At 59.3% G+C, this 26,993-nt stretch carries 21 protein-coding genes; 20 read left to right on the forward strand and 1 reads right to left on the reverse strand.

Annotated elements, in window-relative coordinates; genetic code table 11:
* Positions 1-58 precede the first annotated feature (58 nt).
* The 20 genes from tssF (at position 59) to CAF87_RS10490 (ending at position 26,391) form a co-directional block, all read left to right on the forward strand.
* A complete protein-coding gene (gene tssF / locus CAF87_RS10395; RefSeq protein ID WP_085685957.1) occupies positions 59-1,846 on the forward strand; it encodes a type VI secretion system baseplate subunit TssF in 1,788 nt (595 codons plus the stop codon).
* The gene (tssG, locus tag CAF87_RS10400; protein ID WP_039765146.1) at positions 1,810-2,817 is read left to right on the forward strand and encodes a type VI secretion system baseplate subunit TssG; all 1,008 of its coding nucleotides are present in this window, start codon (positions 1,810-1,812) and stop codon (positions 2,815-2,817) included. The genes tssF and tssG overlap by 37 nt, the downstream gene beginning before the upstream one ends.
* 11 nt (positions 2,818-2,828) lie before the next feature.
* The gene (gene tssH, locus CAF87_RS10405; protein ID WP_085731353.1) at positions 2,829-5,486 is read left to right on the forward strand and encodes a type VI secretion system ATPase TssH; all 2,658 of its coding nucleotides are present in this window, start codon (positions 2,829-2,831) and stop codon (positions 5,484-5,486) included.
* Between the two features lie 10 nt (positions 5,487-5,496).
* A complete protein-coding gene (locus CAF87_RS10410) occupies positions 5,497-7,023 on the forward strand; it encodes a sigma-54-dependent Fis family transcriptional regulator (protein ID WP_085731354.1) in 1,527 nt (508 codons plus the stop codon).
* A gap of 93 nt (positions 7,024-7,116) precedes the next feature.
* The gene (locus CAF87_RS10415) at positions 7,117-7,257 is read left to right on the forward strand and encodes a hypothetical protein (protein ID WP_003229566.1); all 141 of its coding nucleotides are present in this window, start codon (positions 7,117-7,119) and stop codon (positions 7,255-7,257) included.
* Between the two features lie 18 nt (positions 7,258-7,275).
* The gene (tagH, locus tag CAF87_RS10420) at positions 7,276-8,469 is read left to right on the forward strand and encodes a type VI secretion system-associated FHA domain protein TagH (RefSeq protein ID WP_085731355.1); all 1,194 of its coding nucleotides are present in this window, start codon (positions 7,276-7,278) and stop codon (positions 8,467-8,469) included.
* Between the two features lie 5 nt (positions 8,470-8,474).
* The gene (gene tssJ / locus CAF87_RS10425) at positions 8,475-8,975 is read left to right on the forward strand and encodes a type VI secretion system lipoprotein TssJ (RefSeq protein WP_085731356.1); all 501 of its coding nucleotides are present in this window, start codon (positions 8,475-8,477) and stop codon (positions 8,973-8,975) included.
* Between the two features lie 2 nt (positions 8,976-8,977).
* Positions 8,978-10,309, forward strand: coding sequence for a type VI secretion system baseplate subunit TssK (gene tssK, locus CAF87_RS10430; protein WP_085731357.1), 1,332 nt, complete (start codon positions 8,978-8,980; stop codon positions 10,307-10,309).
* A gap of 5 nt (positions 10,310-10,314) precedes the next feature.
* The gene (gene icmH, locus CAF87_RS10435) at positions 10,315-11,190 is read left to right on the forward strand and encodes a type IVB secretion system protein IcmH/DotU (RefSeq protein WP_064600459.1); all 876 of its coding nucleotides are present in this window, start codon (positions 10,315-10,317) and stop codon (positions 11,188-11,190) included.
* Between the two features lie 13 nt (positions 11,191-11,203).
* Positions 11,204-14,743, forward strand: coding sequence for a type VI secretion system membrane subunit TssM (tssM, locus tag CAF87_RS10440; RefSeq protein WP_085731358.1), 3,540 nt, complete (start codon positions 11,204-11,206; stop codon positions 14,741-14,743).
* Positions 14,743-15,471 carry a PP2C family serine/threonine-protein phosphatase gene (locus CAF87_RS10445; RefSeq protein ID WP_085685940.1) on the forward strand — a complete coding sequence of 243 codons (729 nt, stop codon included), beginning with the start codon at positions 14,743-14,745 and terminating at the stop codon, positions 15,469-15,471. The genes tssM and CAF87_RS10445 overlap by 1 nt, the downstream gene beginning before the upstream one ends.
* On the forward strand, positions 15,468-16,469 hold the full coding sequence (locus CAF87_RS10450; RefSeq protein WP_085696804.1) for a serine/threonine-protein kinase: 1,002 nt from the start codon (positions 15,468-15,470) through the stop codon (positions 16,467-16,469). The genes CAF87_RS10445 and CAF87_RS10450 overlap by 4 nt, the downstream gene beginning before the upstream one ends.
* A gap of 28 nt (positions 16,470-16,497) precedes the next feature.
* Complete coding sequence (locus CAF87_RS10455; RefSeq protein ID WP_085731359.1) at positions 16,498-18,534, forward strand: type VI secretion system tip protein VgrG; 2,037 nt, start codon at positions 16,498-16,500, stop codon at positions 18,532-18,534.
* Positions 18,535-18,544: 10 nt separating this feature from the next.
* Entirely contained in the window at positions 18,545-19,558 is a 1,014-nt protein-coding gene (locus tag CAF87_RS10460) for a tetratricopeptide repeat protein (protein ID WP_085731360.1), read from the forward strand.
* Positions 19,559-19,573: 15 nt separating this feature from the next.
* On the forward strand, positions 19,574-22,645 hold the full coding sequence (locus CAF87_RS10465; protein WP_256576002.1) for a hypothetical protein: 3,072 nt from the start codon (positions 19,574-19,576) through the stop codon (positions 22,643-22,645).
* The gene (locus tag CAF87_RS10470; RefSeq protein WP_139831711.1) at positions 22,620-23,201 is read left to right on the forward strand and encodes a hypothetical protein; all 582 of its coding nucleotides are present in this window, start codon (positions 22,620-22,622) and stop codon (positions 23,199-23,201) included. Before CAF87_RS10465 ends, CAF87_RS10470 begins: the two co-directional genes overlap by 26 nt.
* Before the next feature lie 210 nt (positions 23,202-23,411).
* Entirely contained in the window at positions 23,412-23,894 is a 483-nt protein-coding gene (locus CAF87_RS10475) for a hypothetical protein (protein WP_170929584.1), read from the forward strand.
* A gap of 28 nt (positions 23,895-23,922) precedes the next feature.
* A complete protein-coding gene (locus CAF87_RS10480; protein WP_085731362.1) occupies positions 23,923-24,300 on the forward strand; it encodes a hypothetical protein in 378 nt (125 codons plus the stop codon).
* Between the two features lie 19 nt (positions 24,301-24,319).
* The gene (locus CAF87_RS10485; protein WP_085731363.1) at positions 24,320-25,186 is read left to right on the forward strand and encodes a type IV pilus biogenesis/stability protein PilW; all 867 of its coding nucleotides are present in this window, start codon (positions 24,320-24,322) and stop codon (positions 25,184-25,186) included.
* 116 nt (positions 25,187-25,302) lie between these two features.
* Complete coding sequence (locus CAF87_RS10490; RefSeq protein ID WP_256576003.1) at positions 25,303-26,391, forward strand: hypothetical protein; 1,089 nt, start codon at positions 25,303-25,305, stop codon at positions 26,389-26,391.
* A gap of 62 nt (positions 26,392-26,453) precedes the next feature.
* Here CAF87_RS10490 and CAF87_RS10495 read toward each other — a convergent pair whose 3' ends face one another.
* On the reverse strand, positions 26,454-26,813 hold the full coding sequence (locus tag CAF87_RS10495) for a DUF6124 family protein (RefSeq protein WP_085731365.1): 360 nt from the start codon (positions 26,811-26,813) through the stop codon (positions 26,454-26,456).
* Positions 26,814-26,993 lie beyond the last annotated feature (180 nt).

The following is a 26,993-nucleotide window of genomic DNA, read 5'->3' on the forward strand; positions in this document are numbered from 1 at the left end:
CCTTGGCGCTGATCACCCACCCGGTTTTCTTGAAAAAACGATAAACAGGTAACTCTCCGTGTCCTTTAACCACTACTACCAAAGCGAACTCACCGCACTGCGCCAACTGGGCCGCCGTTTCGCCGAGCGTAGTCCGGCGTTGGCGCCGTTCCTGGGGCAGGCCGGGCGGGATCCGGATGTGGAGCGGTTGCTGGAAGGCTTTGCGTTTCTGACCGGGCGCTTGCGCCAGAAGCTCGATGACGAGTTGCCGGAGCTCAGCCATTCGCTGATGCAGTTGCTGTGGCCGAACTACATGCGCCCGCTGCCGGCGTTCAGCATTTTGCAGTTCGATCCGCTCAAGCGCTCGGGGCCGGCGCTGAAGGTCGAGCGTGATACGCCGATTGAAAGCGTGCCCATCGAAGACGTGCGTTGCCGTTTTCGCACCTGCTACCCGACCGAAGTCATGGCGCTGGATCTGGCCGCGCTGAACTACTCGGTGAAGGGCGACGGTTCGTTGCTCAGCCTGCGCCTGGAGATGAGTGCCGATGGCCACCTCGGCGAACTGGAGCTGAGCAAGCTGCGTCTGCACTTTGCCGGCGAGCGCTACATCAGCCAGATGCTCTACCTGAGCCTGCTGCGCAACCTCGACGGTATCGAACTGATCCCGCTCGACGGTGCCGGCAAGCCGATCGATGGCGTGAGCGGCAAGCCGATGGCGTTCAAGATTCCGGGCGACCGGGTCAAGCCAGTGGGCTTTGCTGAAGAAGAAGCGTTGATCCCGTATCCGCTGAACACCTTCCGGGGCTATCGCTACCTGCAGGAATACTTCGCTTTCCAGGACAAGTTCCTGTTCGTCGATGTCCACGGTCTGGATATCCTCAAGGCGCTGCCGGAAGACACCCTCAAGCAGATGCGCGGCCTGGAATTGCGCTTCGATATCCGCAAGAGCGGCATCATGCGCATGCGTCCGACGACGGATAACGTGAAGCTGTTCTGCACGCCGATCGTCAACCTGTTCAAGCACGACGCGCTGCCGATCCGCCTCGACGGCAAACAGGACGAATACCTGCTGCTGCCGGCTGAATACGATCTGGAAAACTGCGGCGTGTTCTCGGTGGAGACCGTGACCGGCTGGAAGCCCGGCGGCCTCGGCTATCAGGAGTACGTGCCGTTCGAATCCTTCGAGCACGACCCGAGTTTCGACGTGCCCAACAGCCGTCCGCATTACAGCATCCGCCAGCGTTCGTCGCTGCTGCACGATGGTCTCGACACCTATCTGAGCTTCGGTATCCGCCACACCGAGGCCCACGAAACCCTGTCGATCGAGCTGGTCTGCACCAACCAGAACCTGCCGCGCAAACTCAAGCTCGGGCAGATCTGCATGGCCTGCGAAGAGACCCCGGAGTTCCTGAGTTTCCGCAACATCACCCCGGCCACTTCCAGTTTCGCGCCGCCGCTGAACCGTGACTTCCTGTGGAAGCTGATCAGCAACATGTCGCTTAACTATCTGTCGCTGGCCGACGTCAATGCACTGAAGGTGATTCTCGAAACCTACGACCTGCCGCGCTACTACGACCAGCACGCGGAGAAGGTCAGCAAGCGCCTGCTCGGCGGCCTCAAGCACATCAAGCATCACCACGTGGACCGCTTGCACCGTGGTCTGCCGGTGCGCGGTCTGCGTACCGAACTGACCATCGACCCGGAAGGGTATATCGGTGAGGGCGACCTGTTCGTCTTCGCTTCGGTTCTCAACGAGTTTTTCGCGCTTTACGCCAGTCTCAATTCATTCCATGAGCTGCGGGTAAAAAGCACACAGGGAGAGGTGTACCAATGGACACCACGTATGGGCCTGCAGCCCCTGCTTTAAGCGGGCTGACGAAGGTAATACGCGAGTACTCGCTGTTTCAGGCCGTGCTGCTGGTGATCGACCGGCTGCGCGATGCGCACCCGTACCTGAGCGAAGACGACCTGTACGACCAGCTGGAATTCCAGGCCAACCCGAGCCTTGGATTTCCGCGCAGCGATGTCGATCGCGTGGAGTTTTTCGAAGAGCACGGACAGATGCGCGCGCGGCTGCGGTTCAACCTGATCGGCCTGGTCGGTTCCGGTTCACCGCTGCCGGCGTTCTACGGCGAACAAGCCCTGGGCGACAGCGAAGACGGCAACCCGACGCGCAACTTCCTCGACCTGTTCCACCATCGCCTGCAACGGCTGATGCTGCCGATCTGGCGCAAGTACCGCTATCGCGCGAGCTTCCAGAGCGGCGCGGTCGACCCGTTTTCGTCGCAGCTGTTCGCTCTGATCGGCCTCGGCGGCGACGAGATCCGCAAGGCCAAGGAGCTGAACTGGAAACGCCTGCTGCCTTACCTCGGCCTGCTTAGCCTGCGCGCGCACTCGGCGGCGTTGATCGAAGCGGTGCTGCGTTACTACTTCAAGCACGAAGACCTGGTCATCGAGCAGTGCATCGAGCGCCGCGTAGAGATCCTCGAAGAGCAGCGCAACCGCCTCGGCTTCGCCAACAGCGTTCTGGGTGAAGACCTGGTGCTGGGCGAACGCGTGCGCGACCGCAGCGGCAAGTTCCGCATTCACATCACCGAACTCGACTGGGAGCGATTCCACGAATTCCTGCCCATCGGTTTCGGTTACCAGCCGCTCTGCGCGCTGGTGCGGTTCACCTTGCGTGACCCGCTCGATTACGACATTCGCCTGGTGCTGCGCCCGGAAGAAATCCGCGAACTGCGCATTGGCGAAAAGAACGACTGTCGCCTGGGGTGGACCAGTTGGCTGGGCTGCGAAAAAGCAGACGGCGTGGTGACCCTGGGCAGCAAAATTCATTAAGGACGTGAGCCATGATCAACGTAGACCTGCAACAACTCATCCAGGCGCTGGACGCCGAAACCCGTCGCGATCTGGAGCGTTCGGCCGAGCGCTGCGTGGCCCGTGGCGGCAGCAAGATTCTGGTCGAAGACTTGCTGCTCGGCCTGCTGGAGCGTCCGAACGGTCTGCTCTCCCGTGCACTGCAAGATGCCGACGTTGATGCCGGCGAACTGAGCGCCGCCCTGCAGTCGCGGGTCGAGCACAGCGCTTCGCGCAACCCGGTGTTCGCTCCAGAGCTGGTGCAGTGGCTGCAAGACGCGTTGCTGGTGGCCAACCTTGAACTGGGCCAGACCTCGGTCGAAGACGCGGCGCTGATCCTCGCGCTGCTGCGCAATCCGATGCGCTACGCCGGCAGCCGTTATCAGCCGCTGCTCGCCAAACTGAACATTGATCGCCTGAAAGAATTCGCCCTGTCGCAACAGGAGCAACCAGCTGCCAACGGTAAGCCGGCCGCTCAGGGCGAATCGCTGCTGCAGCGCTTCACCCACAACCTGACGCAACAGGCCCGCGACGGCAAACTCGACCCGGTGCTGTGCCGCGATGGCGCGATCCGCCAGATGGTCGACATCCTCGCCCGTCGCCGCAAGAACAACCCGATCGTGGTCGGTGAAGCCGGTGTCGGTAAAACCGCCATCGTCGAAGGCCTGGCCTCGCGCATCGCTGCCGGTGAAGTGCCGCAAGTGCTCAAGGGCGTCGAGCTGCTGTCGCTGGACATGGGCCTGTTGCAGGCCGGCGCCAGCGTCAAAGGTGAATTCGAGCGTCGTCTGAAAGGCGTGATCGACGAGGTCAAAGCCTCGCCGAAGCCGATCATCCTTTTCATCGACGAAGCCCACACCCTGATCGGCGCGGGCGGCAATGCCGGCGGTTCCGACGCGGCCAACCTGCTGAAACCGGCGCTGGCCCGTGGCGAACTGCGCACCATCGCCGCGACCACCTGGGCCGAGTACAAGAAATACTTCGAGAAGGACCCGGCGCTGGCCCGTCGTTTCCAGCCGGTTCAACTGCATGAACCAACCGTGAGCGAAGCCGTGACCATCCTGCGTGGCCTGGCTCAGGTCTACGAGAAGAGCCACGGCATCTACCTGCGTGATGACGCGGTGGTGTCGGCAGCGGAGCTGTCCGCCCGTTACCTCGCCGGTCGGCAACTGCCGGACAAGGCCGTCGATGTGCTCGACACTGCGTGCGCCCGCGTTCGCATCAGCCTCGCCGCCGCCCCGGAAAGCCTGGAGCGCCTGCGTGGTGAACTGGCTGAAGGTGGCCGTCAGCGTCAGGCCCTGCGCCGCGATGCCGAAGCCGGCCTGCTGATCGACCACGAAGCGCTGGATGCTCTGGAAGCGCGCCTGGACGAAGCCGAAGCCGAGATGGTCGCACTGGAAACCCTGTGGACCGAACAGAAGCAACTGGCCGAGCGCCTGCTGGAGCTGCGTCAGCAACTGGCCAAGGCTCGCGAAGCCGCCGCCGTCGAGCCGACCGTCAGTGTTGAAGAGGACGCCGAAGGCACCGTGATCGAAACTCTCGCTGCCGAAGTCGCGGAAGGCCAGAGCGTCGAAGCGCTGGAGGCCGAGCTGAACAAGACTCACAGCGAGCTGACGGCTGCGCAGGTCAAAGAGCGTCTGGTCAGCTTCGAAGTCTGCCCGCGTCTGGTGGCCGAAGTGATCAGCGCCTGGACCGGCGTGCCATTGGCGCAACTGGCCCGCGAACACAACGCCAAAGTCGCAAGCTTCGCCACCGACCTGCGCACCCGCATCCGTGGTCAGGAACAAGCCGTGCACGCACTGGATCGTTCGATGCGCGCCACCGCTGCCGGCCTGAACAAGCCTGATGCACCAGTCGGCGTGTTCCTGCTGGTGGGCCCGAGCGGCGTCGGCAAGACCGAAACTGCTCTGGCACTCGCCGACCTGCTGTACGGCGGCGATCGCTTCATCACCACCATCAACATGTCCGAGTTCCAGGAGAAACACACCGTTTCCCGCCTGATCGGTGCGCCGCCAGGCTACGTCGGTTACGGCGAGGGCGGCATGCTCACTGAAGCCGTGCGCCAGAAGCCGTACTCGGTGGTGCTGCTCGATGAAGTCGAGAAGGCCGATCCGGACGTGCTCAACCTGTTCTACCAAATCTTCGACAAAGGCGTGGCCAACGACGGCGAAGGGCGCGAGATCGACTTCCGCAACACGCTGATCCTGATGACCTCGAACTTGGGCAGCGACAAGATCAGCGACCTCTGCGAAGACGGCGCGCGTCCGACCGCCGAAGTGCTGGAAGAAACCATTCGCCCGGTGCTCAGCAAACACTTCAAACCGGCGCTGCTGGCGCGGATGAAAGTGGTGCCGTACTACCCGGTCGGCGGCCCGGTGCTGCGCGAACTGATCGAAATCAAACTCGGTCGTCTGGGCGAGCGCCTGAACCGTCGTCAGCTGGATTTCAGCTGGTGCCAGAACCTCGTCGATCACCTGTCCGAGCGCTGCACCCAGAGCGAAAGCGGTGCGCGCCTGATCGACCACTTGCTCGACCAGCACGTGCTGCCGCTGGTGGCCGACCGCTTGCTCGACGCCATGGCCACCGGTGAAAGCCTCAAGCGCGTGCATGCGACGCTCGATGGCGAAGCCAGCGTGACCTGCGAGTTCGCCTGAGGTGAGTGTGATGTTCACTCAAGTGCCGCAGCCACTGCTCTATGCCGAAGCCTTGCTGGCGCAGTTCGCCAGCCTGTCGCGCTCGGCGGACGGTGCTGCGCTGCTGGGTGACTTCGTGCGCGGCGTGGCCGGGTTGAGTGGCTGCGAGTTGGCGCAGTTGTATCTGCTCGATGCCACCCACACGTGCCTGGGCATGAACGCCGAGTGCCTCGACGGCTTGCTGCAACCGCGTGGTGCGGCGAGCCTGCCGGCGGACTACAACGGCGAACAATTGCTGCAGTTCGCCCTGTGCCAGAACCGCGTGGTGTGCCTTGACGACCTGGGCGGCAGCCTGCACGAAACCAGTTTCCTGCCAGCGTCGGCCACGCCGTGGCAGTCACTGTTGTGCGTGCCGCTGGTCAACGGGCAGAAGGCTGTCGAAGGTCTGTTGCTGTGCGCCAGCCGTCGCCACATCAACCTGCAAGGGTTTGCCGATTCCCTCGGTCAGCTCGGCTCGTTCGTGCTCGGTCAATTGCATTTGCTGCAGCGCCTGCGGCAACCCATGGATGCGGCTGCACCGGTCGTGCGTAGCCTGCCGAGTGCCAGCGGTTACGGCCTGATCGGCAAGAGCGCGGCGATGCGTCAGACCTACTCGCTGATCAGCAAAGTCCTGCACAGCCCGTACACCGTGCTGCTGCGCGGCGAGACCGGCACCGGCAAGGAAGTGGTCGCGCGCGCGATCCACGATTGCGGCCCGCGCCGGTCCCAGGCGTTCATCGTGCAGAACTGCGCGGCGTTCCCGGAAAACCTGCTGGAAAGCGAGCTGTTCGGCTACCGCAAAGGCGCCTTCACCGGTGCCGACCGCGACCGCGCAGGGCTGTTCGATGCGGCCAATGGCGGGACCCTGTTGCTCGACGAAATCGGCGACATGCCGCTGGCGTTGCAGGCCAAGTTGCTGCGCGTGTTGCAGGAAGGCGAGATCCGTCCGCTGGGTTCCAACGACACCCATAAGATCGACGTGCGCATCATCGCCGCGACTCACCGTGATCTGTCGGTGCTGGTCAGCGAAGGCAAATTCCGCGAGGACTTGTACTACCGCCTCGCGCAATTCCCGATCGAATTGCCGGCCCTGCGCCAGCGCGAAGGCGACATCCTCGATCTGGCCAAGCACTTCGCCGACAAGGCCTGCGCATTCCTGCAACGCGATCCGGTGCGCTGGTCGGAAGCGGCGCTGGATCACCTGTCCGGTTACACCTTTCCCGGCAATGTGCGCGAACTCAAAGGCCTGGTCGAACGGGCGGTTTTGCTGTGCGAGGGCGGCGAGTTGCTCGCCGAGCATTTCTCGCTGCGCCTGGAACCGGCATCGGCGCCGGAAGACCACTGCGGCCTCAATCTGCGCGAACGACTGGAAGCGGTCGAACGCAATCTGCTGCTCGATTGCCTGCGCAAGAACGACGGCAACCAGACGCTCGCGGCCCGCGAACTGGGCTTGCCCCGGCGCACGCTGCTGTACCGGCTCGGCCGTTTGAACATCAATCTGGGTGACTTCGATGGGTAGGCAAAAGCCCGTCGGTTTCACCTCGTCCGCTTATATCAGCGCCGCCCGAAAGGGTCGGCGCTTTGTGCTTTGTCTACATCTGGAGACCCTCTGATGTCTGTTCGTCACTGGCACGCTGTCCTGCTGACCCTCGTCGTTCTATGCGGCCTCGGCGGCTGCAGCGGCAATTACAAATTCAACGATAACGATTACCGCCCATTGGGTGATCCGCAGGCGGTCAATCGCGGCAAGTGACCGCAAGGAGCATCAAACATGGAATTGGTTTTCGAAATGCTGAACACCAAGCAGTTCGTGCCCACCGAGCTGTGCCAGCGGACCTTCAAACAGGCCGGCGGCGTGATCGGGCGGGGCGAGGACTGCGACTGGATCATCCCGGACCGCAAGCGGCACCTGTCCAACCATCACGCGATTGTCAGCTATCGCGAGGGCACGTTTTTCCTGACCGATACCAGCAGCAATGGGGTGCAGGACGGCGAAAGCGGCGCACGCCTGCACAAGGGTGAACCGGTGCGCATCGAGCACGGCAGCACCTACGTGCTGGGCGACTTCGAGATTCGTGCGCGACTGGTGCGTGACCCGGCGACGTTCGATGGCGAAGTGGGCTTGCCGCGTGCCGCTGGCAGCATCATTCCGGACGATGCGTTCCTTGATCTCGATCCGTTGAAGTCGCTGGAGCAGCAAGAGCGCGTGTACTCGGAGTTCGAGGAAATGCTCGCGCCGACCACCGACCCCGCGGACTCCCGTCAGCGCGCCGACTATGCGCGTATCGACATGGAAAGCCTGATGGTGCCGGAGTTGATCGTCGAGCCCAAGCCAGAACCCGTGCCGGCTCCGAAAGAGGTTGAGCGTCAGAGCGAAACCTTCTGGGATAAATTCGGTGCGGCGCTCGGCGTGAACGTCAAGCACCTCAGCCACGACGAGCGTGAAGCCCTCGCGCTGAACGCTGCACGTTTGCTGCGCCAGAGCATCGGCGGCCTGCAGCAGAGCCTGCGTACCCGCTCCGAACTGAAAAACGAGCTGCGCCTGGCCCAGACCACGGTGCAAGGCACCAACAAGAACCCGCTGAAATTTGCCGTCGATCCGAGCGAAGCGCTGGACATCCTGTTGCAGCCGCACAAGCCGGGCCACTTGCCGGCGGAGCAGGCGATCTCCCGTGCGTTCCGCGACTTGCAGGCGCATCAGGTGGCGCTGCTGACCGCCAGCCGTGCGGCGGTGCGCGGCACCCTGGAGCACTTCTCGCCGGAACAGTTGACCCTGCGTTTCGAGCGCGACAACAAGCCGTTGCTCGCCACCTCCGGCGGCCGCTGGAGAGCGTTCAACCGTTATCACCAGGCGTTGCGTCAGGACGATGACTGGAGCGAGCGCCTGCTGGCGCGCGACTTCGCCCAGGCTTACGAAGAACAGATCCGCCTGATCTCCACCCTCCACACCGACCACCAAGGATGATGCGCATGTCTCGCCGCTCGACCGCTTTTTTCAAGACGCTGACCGCGCTCACCCTGTTGGTGCTGCTCGCCGGTTGCTCGTCGCTGTCGCCGTATTCGAAAGTGACCAAGATCAACCTGAAGCTGACCGGCAGCGATCAGTTGAACCCGGACCTCAATGGTCGTCCGTCGCCAATCGTGGTGCGCCTGTTCGAACTCAAGCACCCGGTGACGTTCGAGAACGCCGATTTCTTCAGCCTCTATGAGCGAGCCAAGGAATCCCTCAACCCGGATCTGGTGGCCAGCGAAGAACTCGAACTGCGCCCGGGTGAAACCGTGGAACTGAAACTCAGCGTGGAGGAGGGCAGCCGCTACATCGGCATCCTCGCCGCCTACCGTGACCTGCCGGAAACCAAGTGGCGCCACACGTTCCCGATCACGCCGCTGGAAGTCACCGAAGCCGATCTGACCCTGGATCAGGCCGGTATCCGCAAGACCAACGAAGTGCTCGCCAAGGCGGATGACTGATCATGAATACCCATAAAGTCATCTGGCAGGAAGGCATGCTGCTGCGTCCGCAGCACTTCCAGCACAACGACCGCTACTACGATCACCAGATGAAGACCCGCACCCAGTTGCTGGGCGGCTACACCTGGGGTTTCCTGAATCTTCAGATTGACTTGCAATTCCTCAACATGGGCAAGCTGGTGATCAGTGAAGCCTCGGGGATCCTGCCGGACGGCAGCCTGTTCGAACTCGGTGGCAACACCGAACCGCTGGCGCTGGACGTGCCGCCGAACACCGGCAACATGCCGATCTATCTGGCGTTGCCACTGGTCACCGGTAACCACATCGAGGCCCGTCGCCCGGAGCAGTCGGACGTTCTTGCGCGTTACACCGCGTATGACGCCGAAGTCGCCGACTCCAACGCGGGAGACGATTCCGCCAGTCAGGTCAGTTGCGGTCGTCCGGACTTCAAGCTGTTGCTCGGCGAGCAGCAGAGCGACCAGGCCTACGTGAAGCTGAAGATCTGCGACGTGCTCGACACCACGCCCGACGGCGTGATCAGCCTCGACCCGGATTTCGTGCCGACCTACATTCAGGCCCACGCGTCCAGCTATCTGCTGTCGTGCCTGAAGGAAGTGATCAGCATGCTCGGTCACCGGGGCGACACCATTGCCGAGCGGATTCGTTCGAACGGCAAGGTCGGCGGCGCGGAGATCGGCGACTTCATGATGCTGCAACTGATCAACCGCACCGAACTGCTGCTGCGCCACTACCTGGGCCTGGAGCAGGTTCACCCGGAAGAGTTGTACCGCACGCTGCTGACCATGCTCGGCGATCTGGCGACCTTCTCCAGCGACAGCAAACGCCCGCGCCTGGACAGCCGTTACTCCCACGCCGACCAGGGCGCGAGCTTCCGCAAACTGATGGAGTCGATCCGTCAGGTGCTGTCGATGGTGCTGGAACAGCACGCCATCGAGCTGATCCTGCAAGCGCGTCAGTACGGGATCATCGTGTCGCCGCTGCACGACCACAAACTGCTGGGCTCGGCGTCGTTCGTGCTGGCGGCCAGTGCCAACTGCGACTCCGAAGAACTGCGCAATCGCTTGCCTGCGCACCTCAAGGTCGGCCCGGTGGAGCGTATCCGCCAACTGGTCAACCTGCACCTGCCGGGGATCAAGGTCAAACCGTTGCCGGTGGCCCCGCGGCAGATCGCGTTCCACTCCAACAAAACCTATTTCATTCTCGAACTCAGTTCCGAAGACCTGGCACAACTCGAGCGCTCCGGCGGCTTCGCGTTCCACGTGTCCGGCGAATTCGCCGAGCTTGAACTGAAATTCTGGGCCATCAGGAACTGACCGACATGATCAAGGACATGGAACACAACCAGGACGACAAAACCGTCCTGCTCGACCGTCAGGGCCATGGCCCGGCGGCGAGTCCGCTGACCGACTTCGCCGCGCCGCCGCGCTTCGAACAACTGGAAGAACGGATGATCTACGCCGCGCGGCTGCGCCCGGCGGAAGCCTTCAACATCAGCCTCAATTCGCTGGTGGCGGCGTCGTCCGAACTGCTGTCGGAAGTGGTGCGCCTCAAGCACAGCGAAACCCGCGAAGACCTCTACGCGCTCAACGAGCGCCTGACCGCCGGGCTCAAGCTGTTCGAAGTGCGCGCCCTGCACAACGGCGCCGAAAGCAGCCAGGTGATGGCCGCCCGTTACGTGCTCTGCACTGTGGTCGACGAAGCTGTCGTGACCACGCCGTGGGGCAACGAAAGCGAGTGGTCGCAGATGAGCCTGCTCAGCAGCTTCCACAACGAAACCTTCGGTGGCGAGAAGTTCTTCCAGCTGCTCGATCGGCTGTCGAAAAACCCGGTCAAGCACCTGCCGATGCTGGAGCTGATGTACCTGTGCCTGTCCCTCGGTTTCGAGGGCAAGTACCGCGTGCAGGCCCGCGGCATGCTGGAACTCGAAGGCATTCGCGACGCCCTGTACCGGCAGATCCGTCAGTTGCGTGGCGACGTGCCGCGCGAATTGTCGCCGCAGTGGGAAGGCCTCAACGATCAGCGTCGCAATCTGGTGCGCATCGTGCCGGCGTGGATGGTGGTGCTGTTCACCTTCGTCTGCCTGGTGATGATGTATTCGGGCTTCGCCTGGGTCTTGGGCGAGCAGCGCGACACCGTTCTGCAACCTTATCAGCCGCTTGATCCGGCCGCGGCCTCGCCGCAGTCGCAGCCGTAAACAGGGACGTGTGATGAAAAAGTTTTTCAAGAAAGTCGGCGCCTTCCTGCGCCAGACCTGGGTCTGGACCTTGCTGTTGGTGCTGTTCGTGGCGCTGCTGGTGTGGTTCGCCGGCCCGCTGTTGGCAGTGGATGACTACAAGTTCTGGGAGAGTTCCACCTCGCGCTTGCTGACCATCGCCGTGCTGTTCCTGATCTGGGGCCTGACCATGGTCTTCGTCAGCTGGCGCGCCGGTATCCGCAAGAAAGCCGTCGAAGAAACCGAAGACGGCCAGGACCGTATCCGCCGTGACGACCTGATCGAAGAAGAGCAGAAAGAGTTGAAGGAGCGTTTCAAGGACGCCCTGAAAACCCTCAAGACTTCGAGCCTGTATCGCGGCCGCAGCGAGCGCTGGCGCAATGACTTGCCGTGGTACTTGCTGATCGGCCCGCAGGCCAGCGGCAAGACCAGCCTGCTGGACTTCTCCGGGCTGGAATTTCCGATCAACAAGATCGACCGCAAGCTGACCCGTGATACCCACGGCACCCGCCACTGCGACTGGTACTTCGCCGATCACGGTGTGCTGATCGACACCGCCGGCCGCTACCTGACCCAGCCGGATGCGGAAGTCGACGGCAGTGCCTGGACCACCTTGCTGGAGCTGCTGCGCAAGCGTCGTCGCGGTCGTCCGTTGAACGGTGTGCTGGTGACCATTCCGGTGGAAACCCTGACCAGTGGCAGCGAACAGGACATCGAAACCCTGGCCCGCCAGGTGCGTGCGCGTCTGCAAGACGTCTATCAGAAGCTGCACGTCGATGTGCCGGTCTATCTGGTGCTGAGCAAGGCTGACAAGCTGCTGGGCTTCGACGAGTTCTTCGACCAACTGACCCGCGAAGAAAGCGATCAGGTGCTGGGCACCAGTTTCCGCAAGGATCAGGTCGGCACTGACGTGGCGGTGCTGCGCAACGAGTTCGAAGAGCTGCTGCGTCGCCTCAACAGCCAGGTGATCATGCGCATGCACTCCGAGCGCGATACCCAGCGCCGGGGCCGCATCCTCGACTTCCCGCATCAGATGGGCCAGATCGGCGAGCGTCTGTGCCTGCTCGTCGACATGGCGTTCACCGGCAACCGCTACCAGCGTGCGACGCAACTGCGTGGTTTCTACCTGACCAGCGCACCGCACCTGACCCAGGAAATGGATTCGACCACCGCCGGTATCGGCGCGAGTCTGGGCATGAGCGCCGGTGTGTTGCCGACGCTGCGCAGCGGTCGTTCGCGTTTCATCCACCATTTGCTCAGCCGGGTGATTTTCCCCGAGGCCGATCTGGCCGGGCTGGACAAGCGCGAGCGCAGCCGCATTCATTGGGGTCAGCGTGCGTTGTACGTCGGTGCTCTGGGTGCGCTGGCGCTGTTCGGCATGCTCTGGGCCGGCGGTTTTTCGGCGAACTACGAACGTCTGGAAAACCTGCGCAACCTGGCGCAGAACTGGACGCAGCAACGCACCGTGCTGTCGCCACGCGATGACGCGATGGGCGCGCTGAAAACCCTCGACACCAGCTACGCCGCCACCCAGGTGTTCCCGAACAAGAGCGACGTGTCGTACCACGAGCGTGTCGGTCTGTATCAAGGCCAGGAAGTCAGTCCGGTAGTCAAGGAAGCCTACGAGCGCGAGCTTGAAAAGCAACTGCTGCCGCGCGTCGCCACCATGCTCGAAGGCCAGATCCGCGCCAACATGAAGGACCGCGAAAAGCTGATCAACAGCCTGCGCGCGTACCTGATGCTGAACATGAAGGATCGTCGCGACGCGGCATGGCTCAAGGATTGGGTCGCTACCGACTGGTCGCAACGTTACACCGGCAACACTGCGGTGCAGAACGGTTTGAACGCGCACCTTGAGCGTCTGCTGAAGCTGCCGTTTATCTACCCGCTCAACGAGCAGTTGGTAACTCAGGCGCGTCAGGTTCTGCGCAGTGAATCGCTGGCAAACGTGGTTTACCGCATGCTCCGCGAGCAGGCGCGCAACCTGCCGGACTATCGTTTCAGCCAGCACCTCGGCCCGCAGGGTTCGTTGTTCATCGGCACCGAATACGTGATTCCGGGCTTCTACACCCAGACCGGTTATCAGCAGTATTTCTCGGTACAAGGCGCGTCGCTGGTGACCGACATCCTGCGTGACAACTGGGTGCTGGGCGAAGGCGCCGGCATCAGCGACATGGACTTGCGTCGCCTGATGGTCGAGCTGGAGCAACTGTACTTCCGTGACTACGCCAACTACTGGAGCGAGGCCGTTGGCCAGGTGGCGCTGCCGCCGATCAGCGATGCCGGTGAAGGTGCCGAGCAACTGGCGGGCCTGACGTCGGCCAACTCGCCGGTGCTGGCGCTGCTGACTGAAGTCCGCGAAAACACCCGCTTCCAGGCGGCCCCTGAGCCGGTGGATGAAGCCGGTGACGCCGCCGATGCGCTGGCGGGGCAGAAGGGAAAACTGGGCAAGGTCGGCAAACTTGCTTCCGCTGTCGCGGACAAGGCTTCGGCCATGAACGTGGCGAAGAATCTGCCGGACACCGCCAAGAAGTCCCTGCAACGTCGCTTCGAACCGCTGCATAAGCTGCTCGACGACAACAACGGCCCGGCCGCTGACCTGACCCCGGCATTCGCCGCACTCAACGACCTGCAACTGCAAATGGCAGGCCTCGCCCGTTCCAGCACGCCGGAGCAAGCCGCGTTCGAACTGGCCAAGACCCGCATGAGCGGCCAGCGTGATGCGCTGACCAACCTGCGCAATGCGTCGGGTCGTCTGCCGCGTCCGCTGAGCGTGTGGTTCAACGTGCTGGCCGAAGACTCGTGGCGCCTGGTGCTCAACGATGCCTACCAATACCTGAACGGCCGCTATCAGAGCGAGCTGTACAGCGTGTATGGCAAGACCATCAACCAGCGTTACCCATTCAGCGCATCGAGCACCAGCGACGTGGCGATCAGCGATTTCCGCGAGTTCTTCCGGGCTCAAGGCACCATCGACCGCTTCTTCGACAGCTACATGCGTCCATTCGTCAGCGGTGATCCGGGCAACTACCGGATGCGCAGCGTCGACGGTCGCAGTCTGCCGGTGTCCAAGGTCTTCCTCGACCAGATGGCGGCGGCACTGAACATTCGCCAGAGCTTCTTCTCGATCAACCCGGCCGAGCCGACCGTGCAGTTCAAGCTGGAGCCGTACACCCTCGATCCGGCGGTCAGCCGTTCCGAGTTCAAGTTCGGCGACAAGACCATGGAATACCGCCACGGTCCGATCCTGCCGATGAACTTCAAATGGCCGACCGATGCTGAAGACGGTCGCACCAGCCTCGTCATGGACAAGATGGCCGGCCGCCCGATCGGCATCGAGAAGAACTCCGGTCCGTGGTCGCTGTTCCGTCTGTTCGACCTGATGCAGACCGAGTACCTGACCGGTCGCGACGTGCTGGTGCTCAAAGCCGATGTGGGTGGCCTGCGCGCCAACTACCTGCTCACCAGCCAGCGCACGCCGAATCCGTTCGACATGGGCGTGATGCGTACCTTCCGTATGCCGGTGCAGCTCTGATGCTGGTGGCCAGTCCCTGGCGCAGCGCGGCGCGAACCGACCCGGGCAAGGTGCGGTCGCGCAACGAAGATGCCTTCCTCGACACCCCGCAGCATGGGCTGTGGGTGGTCGCGGACGGCATGGGCGGTCATCAGGGGGGCGACATCGCCAGCCAGATGATCGTCGCCAGCCTGGCTGAACTGCCGCAGCACGAAGACTTCGACGAACGCCTCAAAGCCATCCGCCAGTGCCTGCACTGGCTGAACCGGCGCCTGGGGCAGGAGTTGACCGTCACCGCCGGGCGTCACGACAGCATCATGGGCAGCACCGTCGTGGCGCTGCTGGTGGAAGGCAATCGTGCGGCCTGCATCTGGGCCGGCGACAGCCGTTGCTACATGTGGCGCGGCCAGCGGTTGTATCAGCTGTCGAAGGATCATTCGCTGCAGCAGCAACTGATCGACGAGCAACAGATGAGCGTCGAGCAGGCTGCGGCGCACCCAGCGGCCCAGGCCTTGACCCGGGCGGTCGGTGCAGCGGAACAACTGACCCTGGATGTGCTGGAACTCGAGGTGTATCCGGGCGATGTGTTCCTGCTGTGCAGCGATGGTTTGTATCAAGGCCTGAGCAGCGATGCCCTCGGCAATGCGCTCAGCCTGGCGGCGCCGCACGTGGCGCTGGAACGTCTGTTCGACGGCGCCCTGCGTGGTGCCGCTCGCGACAACCTGACTGCCGTGGTGATCCGCCAATGACTGAAATCGAATCCTCAGTCGACGACTTGCTGATGAGCGAAGAGCAGGCCAATAACCTGACCTATTTCGCTTTCGCGAAGCAGCACAACGCCGAACCCGCGCTGGCGCCGACCAAGGCCAGCGTCGGCGAACTGCCGGACGTTCTGGCAGGCCGCTATCACCTCGAGCGCCTGCTCGGGGCCGGCGGCATGGGTGCGGTTTACCGGGCCCGGGATCTGCTGCACGAACAGTTCGGCGATCCCGATCCTTACATTGCGCTGAAAATCCTCAGCGAAGAATTTGCCGAGTCGCCGGACGCCAGTGCCTTGCTCTACAGCGAGTTCGCCCTGACCCGACGCCTGCGTCACGACAACGTGCTGCGACCGCACACGTTCGAAGTGGACACCGATTGCCAGCGGGCCTTCATCACCATGGAGCTCATGCGTGGCCTGACCCTGGACAAACTGCTCTGCGAGCGGCCACTGGGCCTGCCGTGGAAAGAACTGCGCGACATCGCGCTGCCGTTGCTCGACGCGCTGGCCTACGCCCACCGTCGCGGCGTGCTGCACGGTGACATGAAACCGAGCAACGTCATGCTCAGCGAAGACGGCGTGCGCCTGTTCGACTTCGGTCTCGGGCAGGCCGAGGAGGGCATCCTGTCCGGCCTGCCGCACCTGAGCCGCGAGCGCTTCAACGCCTGGACCCCGGGCTACGCCGCCCCCGAACTGCTTGAGGGCCAACCGTTGTCGGCCAGCGCAGACGTGTACGGCGTAGCCTGCGTGATCTATGAACTGGCGGGCGGCAAACACCCGTTCCGCCGCTTGCCCTCGACCCAGGCCCGTGACGAACACCTGGATCGCGAGCTGCAAGCCCCGGCAAATCTGCCGACCCACTGTTGGCCGGCGCTGCGCACCGCGCTGGCCTTTGACGCGGCAGAGCGCAACATTTCTGCCGACCAATTGCGTGACGCCTTGGGCGCCACTTCGTCCTGGTTGCAGCGTTTGCGGCTGAGGGCGTAACGGATGACATTCGAACAGGGAGCACACTATGTTCAACCCAGCTAACGAAACGCACTTCAGCCTCACGGTCGAAGACTACGTAGGCGACCTGCAAGTCCTGTCGTTCACCGGCACCGAGGGCATCAGCCAGCCGTTTCGCTTCGACCTCGAACTGGTCAGCGAAAACCCGGATCTGGACCTGGAAAAACTCCTGCACAAACAGGCGTTCCTGGCGCTCGACCCGCAAGGCTCGGGCATCCACGGCCAGATCTACCGCGTCGCCCAGGGTGATGCCGGCAAGCGCCTGACCCGCTACAAGGTTTCGCTGGTGCCGCAGCTGCAATACTTGCATCACCGCACCAACCAGCGCATCTACCAGCAGATGTCGGCGCCGAAAATCATCGCGCTGATCCTCGACGAGCACGGCATCAAGGGCAACGCCTACAGCTTCCAGTTGAGCCAGCCGTGCCCGGATCGCGACTACTGCGTGCAGTACGACGAAACCGATCTGCACTTCGTCCAGCGCCTGTGCGAAGAGGAAGGCATTCACTACCACTTCCAGCACAGCAAGAAAGGTCATCTGCTGGTGTTCGGCGATGACCAGACCGTGTTCCCGAACCTCGGCCAGCCGACCGCGTACGTGCAGGGCAGCGGCATGGTCGCCGAAGAACCGGTGATCAAAGGCTTCAAGCTGCGCCTGGAAACCCGCACCAGCCGCACCACCCGCCGCGATTACGATTTCGAAAAACCGCGCCTGCAAATGGAAGCAGCGTACAAACCGGATGGCGAAAGCACTGAACCGGATCTCGAAGACTACGACTACCCCGGCCGCTTCATCGACCGCGCGCGCGGCAAATTCCTCAGCCAGCGCGCCCTCGAACGTCATCGCGCCGACTACCGCCAGGCCGAAGGTCACGGCGACCAGACCCGACTGGTCAGCGGCCACTTCATGGAAATGTCCGACCACCCGCGCAGCGAGTGGAACGACCTGTGGCTGCTCACCGAAATCTTCCACGAAGGCAAACAGCCGCAAGTCCTCGAAGAATCGGTGACCAGCGACACCACCGACAACAAGGACGACTTCCACCAGGGCTACCGCAACCGCTTCCTCGCCACCCCGTGGGACGTGTTCTACCGCCCGGCCCTCGAGCACCCGAAACCCCGCGTGCTCGGCAGCCAGACCGCCATGGTCACCGGCCCCAAGGGCGAAGAAATCCACTGCGACCAATACGGCCGCATCAAAGTGCAATTCCACTGGGACCGCGAAGGCCTGGCCGACGACAAAACCAGTTGCTGGCTGCGCGTCTCCAGCAGTTGGGCCGGCGACCGCTACGGCGCCATCTCCATCCCGCGCATCGGCATGGAAGTCCTCGTCACCTTCCTCGAAGGCGACCCCGACCAGCCACTGGTCACCGGCTGCCTGTACCACAAGGAAAACCCGGTGCCCTACGCCCTGCCGGCGAACAAAACCCGCACCGTCTTCAAAACCCTCAGCTCCCCGGGCGGCGGTGGCTACAACGAACTGCGCATCGAAGACAAAAAAGGCGCCGAACAAATCTTCATCCACGCCCAGCGCGACTGGGATGAGAACGTCGAGCACGACCAGAAGATTCGGGTCGGCAACGAACGCCACGACACGGTGGTGAAGAACACCTACACCGAGCTGAAGGCTGAAGAACACCGCACCACGATTTCCGATCGCAAGGTCGAAGCGCGGATGGACGACCACCTGACCATTGGTGAGAGCCAGCATGTGAAGCTCGGCACCGCACAACTGACCAGTGTCGGGAAAGAGATTCACATCAAGGCGGGGGACAAGATTGTCATTGAGGCGGGAACTGAGCTGACGATTCTCGGCGGTGGCAGTTTTATCAAGCTCGATGGCGGTGGTGTGACGGTGGTTGGGCCGGTGGTGAAGATTAATGCTGGCGGGTCGGCGGGAAGTGGCACCGGGATCGGGATTAAACCGCCGGTGCTGCCGGGGGCGGCGGATAAGGACAAGGCCGGGAGTTTGATGGATCAAGCGTTGTTGAATGCGCCGCCTGAGAAGGTTAAGCCGAAGGCTTTTTTTGTGTTTTCTGAGTGATGAGTTCGTGATGACAAAGAACAATCGAGTGCGTCAATTCAAGCTGCAATGTCTGGTGCTTTTGGCGTTTGGGTTTTGTTCAGACGCCTTTGCGGCACAATCGAGCACTTTGCAATGCCCGAGCGACAACTTCGCAGATTTCGTAAAAGAGTTCTCATCCAACTCCGACGTGCAGCAAGCGTTTATCGCCTCACCCGTGATCGAACAAACGGTGGTGGCCACCGATTCAAAGCCGCGAGTGGTGGAGCGAAAGTCGAGGGTGTTGGACCTTCAATCGCTGGTGATGCTTGCTCCTGACAACACCGCGAAGTCTGGGCTGAGCATGCAAGTCCAGCTGCCGAACAATGTGATTGTTCGCGATTCAAGCGGTGAGGTGCTTAAGATCTTCACTTTCAAACATAACGACTGTTGGGTATTGACCCGTGCTGAAGATTGGTCGCTTGAGTCTGCACTTGATGCTCAATACCCGAAGTTAAAGGCTTCACCGGCTGAGCGCGCACTAAAAAGAGGGGTGATGTATAACCAACTGGCTATCGATACCGAATCCTCCTCTTCCAGCCAGTTGTACATTTCTGCTCTGAACAGTTATTTGCATGGGGCAGACCAAGGCTCCCCGGAGGCGGCTTTCGCAGCAGCGGGTATCAGTCTTTCAGGTCAAGCGCCGCGGTTGGAAAATGCCAAGATTCTTCAGCTTCTGGAGTCAGCCGCCAAGAGCGTACCTGAGGCAGGGATCGCCCTTGCCGAATTCTATTGCGACGAAGGCAATTACGAAGAAACGCGAGCCTGTGTCAGTCCAGAAAAATCATTGAGCGCTCTCGTTACATCTGCCCAGCTCGGTTCCCCGGATGCACTGATTCAACTAGGCGGCGCCTATGAAACCGGCGCAATCATCCCTAGTGATTTGGTCCGGGCAATGGCGTGTTATCAGGAGGCCGACAAGAAAGGCAATGAGGCAGGTGCTAGAGGCGTCGAACGACTACGTACCCAAGGCATTGCCGCAAATAATTCAATTCATTGCCTTTAAAGCAGGATGCTATCGATGAGCACAGGTCTACTTGAACAGCGCGCGAAATACCCTTATAGCGGATTTGAATACGGTTATGGTAAGGGCGGATCTGCGGACGAAGATGGTAATGGTCGGAAGGAAATTGATTGTTCCCACTTACTAAATCTAATGCTCCGTGATGCGGGGTATGACATCCCTTACCGCACTACAAGTCAACTTGCGACAGACACCACGCATTTCGAGTTCATTGCCCTCGACAGCGTTCAGCCGGGTGATATCGCGCTATGGACAGGAATGCACCATACCGGTGTGATCGAGGACATGGACGCTAACCGGGTCAAGGGGAATTTTTTCGGCTCACAGAGTTCGACCGGGCCAAAGTCCGCAAAGTACGGTGCGGGTAGCGGCTACTGGCCGATGCCGAACAAGTACCTCCGGCCGAAAGCGGAGTACAGGACCGGTGCGCAACCAACGCCTGCTCCCGCGCCAGCAGCACCCCCTGCTCCTACAGGGTCACCGCTGATGAGTTTTCAATATCCATTCAGAAAGGCGGACGGGAAGCAATTCGAGAGCGCCGACGAAATATATAAAGCGTTAGAAAATGAAACGTCGGGCCACTATCTTCTGGGCAGTAATAACTTCTGGCATGGTGGTATTCACATTAGTAATGCCAGTGCACCTCAATGCATCTTGAACGAACCGATCCGCTGCATGGCGGACGGCGAGGTTGTCGCCTATCGTCTTAACGAGGATTATTTAGAGTCCACATTCGGCGAAAATGAGAAAAAACTTAAGTATTCCAACTCGTTTTGTTTGGTGCGACATGAGTACAAATCTGCACCAAACCCAGAAGAAGGACCGAATAAAGGCAAGCAAAACAAGCTTAATTTCTACAGCTTGTACATGCACCTTCTGCCCTTCAAGCGTTATCCACTGACTGAGGAAGAAACTCCGAAGCCTAAAGTGACCATGAAAGTAAGTGACTTCAACGCTTACGACGATTTCCCTGAATCCAGCAGCATACAGAACGTCGGAAAGCTCGTTGCGGGGACCAAACTTGAGATATTGGATCAAAAGGACTTAGGCAACGTTACCTATGCGAAAGGGAAAATCCTGTCAGGTAGCGTTAAAAAAAGTGGCCATAAAGTTCGCGAAGCTGGCAAAGAGGTCTGGTTCGCATACTTGAAAGATGGAGAGCCCTACAAAAACTCCAAACCCGCACGTATATGGCTGGCAGACCCGATCCCGGAGCGTTTAAAGCCCAAATATTGGCAAGGCAAGGTGAAGGGAACCGCATTGAAGAGATTGGAACTTTATCAAGATCCGGTCTCGCCCCAAAATGGACAGGCCGCCGGTGCCAAGATGGGCTCGCTGCAACTTACCCCTCATAGTACGGTGGAGTTTGAAAGCAAAGAGGTTCTGAATCTCAATGTTTCCGGGACAATTCGCCGAATGGCGAAGTGTACCAGCAGTGGTAGTTTGGCAGGGGCGGGAAGCCTCCCTCCCAGCTTCTGGGCAATTGTGGAAAACGACTACGTTGCCTGGGATGTAATCCCGAGTAGCTTCGATTCTGTAGAACCTGCAAGTACCGGTATCAAGGCGGGAGATCCGATTGGCTATCTGGGATTGACTGAAAATCTGACCGGCGAAGATGGTGGTGTAGCGAGTAAGTATCAAGTACACGTCGAGATATTTACTGCCGAAGCCGATGTAAAAGACTTCCTCAAGAATACGGCTGGGCTGAAGATCGGCAAGCAATACCTGTATTTGCCGGCTGGAGGTGAGCTGAAGAAAAAAGCACCTGCGACGGATAGTACGGTGCTGAAAACGGAACATGCGGTTGATTTGAACAAGACTCCGGTCATTAAAGTGGGCACCGACGATTACTACGATGTGACCGTCACTGACAATGCTCAGGCGGTCAACGGCCTGGTCAAGAAAGCCGGTGCACAAATCATCACTCAGCATGATTGGGAAAAACTGGGGTTTCAGATCGTCGAAGAAACCAATGCGACAGCGGACGGGTTTCTCGATCCGAAAGACATGCCTGCGTTCTTTCAGGATCTGTTTGCGAAGATCGATAAAGACAAGAGCGGGGACGTCGATCCGACCGAGTTGGCCGAGGCTTTGAAAAACCCAGACACGCGCTCGCAATGGTCCAGGCTGGTGGCCCATCATCCGACCGAGTGGAAAGCGAAAGCAGATGCTCCCAAATGGAGCCGGCTCGATACAGAGCTTGAGCATGCACCGAAGACACTGCAGCATGAAAAGGAAAGGATCAGCAGCTATGTGTTTTGGGATGATCTGAAAGAAAAGGCTGCCATCAGTACCGATTTGATATGGCATTTTCACCCAGTTGCGTTTCTCGGAAATCAGATTGGTGGTCGCGGAAAAATAAAAATTACCGTGGAGATGTTGAAGAAGGTATTTGATGGAATAAAAAACTCCACAGAGCAGGATGATCTGTTGGCAGAAGTTGCTTCCCAACTAAATGAGAATTGTGAGAAATATAAGCTAGATACTCCGTTGAGGTTAAGTCACTTTTTTGCTCAGGTAAGGCAGGAAATTGGCTCTAAGTGCGCGGTGGTAGAAGACTTTACCTATGGAGTTCCCGGTCTAAAGGGCACCTTTAAGTATTTTAGGGATCACCCCGACGAAGCAACGACTTATGGTTATCCAGGCCCTACTAAATACGTATCTCACGAAAATCAGGTTGCGATTGCCAATCGGGCATATGGCGGGAAGTTAGGGAACGGAAACATCGCCTCTGGTGAGGGTTGGAAATATCGTGGGCGAGGTCTGAAGCACTTAACGGGTAAAGCAAACTATCAAGCCTTTAAAGACTATCATAAAACATTCTGGGGTGAGGAAGTTGACTTTGTGGGGCAGCCGGATATCTTGCATATGCAGTTTAAGTATTCTGTTCGTTCGGGTGTTTATTTCTGGCTTAAAAATGATATTTTTGTAGAGGCAGATAAGGGGGATGCGGCCGAGAATGTGGATGCCGTTACTCGGATTATTAACAGAGATACTGATAGTTATGATAAGCGTCGAGAGCATTTTAAAAGGATATATAAAATTGAAAAAATTTTTGAAGATGTCTAAGCTGCATTGTTTTTTTGCAATGGTTTTATGTTTGGTCGGGTCTAATGTGCAGGCTGATGCGGCGCCTACAATTAGTGAGTTTCATCCTACTGTCGTGGCTTCAGTTGGAGAGAAAAAAATTGCGGTGTTCTTTTTAAAAAATAGCCTTAGAGAAAAGGCTAATGGAGAATATGTCGCGGATGCGGAGATATATTATGCTCCAATTGGTTCGAATAAGACTTTCTTTAAATATGTTTGGAAGGTCGAGGGTGACCAAATTGCTTCCGTATTTTTCTATGATTGGAAATCTCCGGAACGAGCCGGTAAATCCATGTATGTTCTGACTAAGACAAGGTTGTCTGATACCGCGTTTGATGGGTTTACATATTCAGTTATGGAACTTCCGATAAGGGTCGAGGGTGAAAGTGCCTCTTTGCTCTATTTCACAGGTGATTCATCCGATCCGGCCTTGCAAAACTGCAAGGATGGAAAAGACCTGGTTTCTGGAATTAACGTGGTATGTGGCTATAAGGACGCTGCGAGTATTAAGAAATATTTTAGTTTGCAGGATAAGTGATATTTATTTTTAAAAAATAGATAATCAAAGTGGACGGATCTAGCTTTAGCTTGGTCCGCTCCTTTTGATTTATCTGGTTGAGATTAAGCTCTGCAGTAACGGGGAGGCGCGGCAAAATTAGCCTCAGCGTTAAAATGCTACCCGCCTATTCACATTATTTTATCCCTCAGAGGCTACGTTAAAAATGGCAGTCTGTTAAGGAGTTGCATTGTGAAAGAGTATTCAATTCTACTCGGCAGTCTCTTAGTCATTGCCACGTCCGTGGCTTACGCCGCCAACCCAACCTTCAAGGATTACATTGTCACCCCAGTGTTCACCGGCACCAATCACGAACCGGTGCTGCAAGAACACAGCAACTCGATGATGGATAAGGCTCGTGCGCATGCGCTCAAAGGCAAGGTCAACTTTGCCGGCCACTACATCCTGTACAGAGTCGGTTGTGGTGGCAGTGCCATTTGCGGCGAAGTGCTGGATGCGCGTACGGGGGAGGTTGTCGGCGGACTGCCGAATGCATACGACGGCAATGCGTTAAGCCTGTCGAACCGGCCTGATAGCCGTTTGCTCATTGTTACCGGCATTGCGGCCGATACTGAAGAGGACGCGCAGGGTAATGAGCTGGAAATCCGCTACAGGACCCGCTACTTCGAGTTTGTGAACAACGAGTTCCGGCTGCTGACGTTCAAGGACTTGTGATCGCCGTTGTTGGATTAAGGATGATTGGATGAACCGCTTTTCCATTCGGCCCATGCTGAATGCACTTCTACTGTTGCCCCTCACCTATGCCATTCCGGCAAGTGCCGAAGCCGGGAGTTGCTACGGCTATCTCACCGAAATGGTCAGGAGCAGCAACTTCCCGTTTCGCTATGTCGGCAAGGACAAGGTCAACCTGCTGATTGATGAAGACGACGGTGAAACCGTGCGAGCCCAGTTGCTCTTTGATACGGACGGCACCGGCACTATCGGCTGGATCAAATACACCCCGGCCACTCGGCTGCTGCTCAACACCTCGGCTGAACTGGAAGAGCCGGTGGAACTGTCATTCGATGTCAAATTCGCCGATGGCTACGCAAAGTGCCTGGCTGAACAACAGGCCGGTTAACGGCAAAAGGGAATTTTCCATGAATCAGTATCTTCTCGCGGGCAGCCTTAAGTGGGTATCGATGATCGGCTGTCTGTTCGGAGCTATGAGCGCCTTTGCCGAGGACCCGCCAATAGTCGGCGTCAACGGGAACACGGTGTCATTTCGGGCTACAGAATGGACGATGCCCGGTGTGGATTCGGCGACTGCATGGTTCACCGCCAATGGGAAAACCTTTCCGCTCTTTGGCGCCGATATTGGCGCCGATGGGCACTCCAATATGCTCAGTCCTGACAAGAAAACCTTGCTGCTCGACCCGGTGATCTTCGGCATGTTGTCGGACGAAAACGGTGAAGAGAAGCTATGGTCGCAACAGCATTGCACGGTGATCTCCATGGAGACCGGTTGTGTGCTGGCTGATCGTTCGGCCACTTTTTGTGTCGGCCAGTGGAAGGGCAATCAGTGGGTTACAGGCGACGGCGATGTGCTCACTCTCGCCCTGGAGACGAGGTCTCCAAAGGACTTGCTGAAACATGTCTCAAGTAACGAACTGGCGCAGTCTCGCGCAGAGTTCATCGAATGGGGTCTGGTCTTTTTAAGTCCAGAGTCTTACATGGCTTGTCACCCCCCGGCGCAAAATGTTCAGGCCTATAACGACCTTGGCTTTTACTTGGCCGAGGGCGGCAAAGATGAGCTGGCACTGAAGTTCTATCGCGGCGTTGAGGCCGTCGGCAAACGCACAGTGTTGATGTTGAACATCGCCGATTCACTCTGGCGCCTTGATCGCAAAGACGAAGCGCAGCGTTATTACAGCCAGTACCGCGACGCGATGAGCGCCGACGGCAAGGCGCAGAAAATACCTCAACGCGCAGTTGAGCGATCCGTCATTCAGGGAATGAAACATTGAACATGTTTGTGCGCTTTATCGCGTTGAGTATCGGTTTGTTCGTGGGCAATGCTGGCAGCTTGAAGAAGTGATGGATTACTCGCTTTGAAACAGGTGGCAAGTTGAAAAGATTAGGTTTGATCGCGTTATTGCTGTGTTCTTTCTCTGCGGTGGCGGGGCCAATGTTCCCGTCACTCACGTCGTGCAGGGACGTTGGCAGCGACTGCGCGCTGGCGCTGCAGGACAATTTTCTGGTGGACGCACATTCCGGGCAGCGCCTATCCGAGACGGCGGAGCCGGCAGGGGCGATGAGTGACTTCTGGCTGTATCGAGATGGCGAGCGCTACATCCTTCAGGAAGAAAACTACTCCCAGGCGAAGTCGCGTCGTTGGCTGGTTTTCACCTACGACAGCGGCAAGGTGGTGCTCGACGGCGCTTATGTTTTCTCGATCGACATTGATATGAACACCGGACCCTACTGGCATGGCTATGACTGCCGAGGTGATGCCAAGCCGTTCGCCGTGCCAACGAAAGACTCGTTCAGTGAAGTCGCTTTGGAGGCGTTATGCGGGGAGGCCGAAGGCTGGGTCGTCTCGGGCGGCGATACCAAGGTGCCGGTGTCGGCCAAAGGGCTGGCCGTCAGTGTTCCCGTTTATCACGCCCGCAACCGCGATGGTTCAGCGACTTACCTGTTCACTGAAAGCGATGATCCGGATCTTTCGAAGCTGGTTTGCCTGTCCAACTGTGCTGATATCGCGAAAGCGCCGGAGCGCGTTTCGCAGGAGACGGCGCCGTTGAAGGGCGGGCAGGATGGAACGTTGTGCTCGGATGACGAAGATATTTACTTCAGCTGCCCGCTGGAGGGCGGCAAGACGGTTTCTGTTTGTGCGCGGGGAAACAGCAAGCCCACGGCCGGTTCTGTTCAGTATCGCTACGGTGTGCCGGGGAATATCGAGATGGTCTACCCGAAGAATGCTACGCCACCCAAGGGCAAATTCTTTGTTGTAGATGGGTCGGAAGGCAGCGTGAACCTGAACATCATCAAGTTCAAAAGCGGTGCGTATACCTACCTCGTCAGCCAGGCCTTTGTAAGTTTTCTGACGGTGCTCAAGGAGGACAAAGTTGTATTCAGGCAGCGATGCGGCTCAGGAGGTTATTCCTTCATAAACCGGGCGGCGCTTCTTGGGTTGGAGTCGCGACCAAAAAGCGCAGAGGACTTTCGCTAGTTGCGGCTACCGAAGCTCAGGAAAGGGGACTCAACGTCCCCTTTTTTCCGCCCGTGATTCAGCTACGGCTTGGCCTGATACTCCCGAAACTCAATGTGATCGAGCGTCCCTTCCACCATCAACCGCACGCCGTCCGCCATTCTGCTCAGGCCCAGCGCCATCGAGCGGCGGGGGCCGTCGAGGTCGTCGGCCAGGTTGGCGGCGATGGCGCTGATGGACAGGAGGTCTTCGGAGGCGTTGGCCATGAGGGCTTCGGCGTCGGCGTTGGGGCAGAGGGCGAACAGGCCGCCCAGGCGTTTGGGGCGTGAGGCTCTGGGTTTGAAGTGGTGGTCGAGGGCGCGTTCGGCGGCTTCGTGGAGTTTCTTCGAGTCTGGGAATTCGTAGGGGGAAACTTCTTCGTCAGTGAGGGTTGGATCGATCATCGGTGTAAATCCTTTTGAGTTGGAAAGATTTGCCCCGGTTTTCGGACTTGCACATCCGGTCACCGATTTTGCGGTGACACACAGAGGCTATCGGTGATGTCCCAGCCTGCCTAGTTCATGAACAGCACCGCAGTTTGAAGGACATTTCCCAAGGATCTGCGAGGTAGTGGATCAAAAGAT

It is taken from the genome of Pseudomonas sp. R38(2017) (assembly GCF_002112395.1).
Classification (GTDB): Bacteria; Pseudomonadota; Gammaproteobacteria; order Pseudomonadales; family Pseudomonadaceae; genus Aquipseudomonas.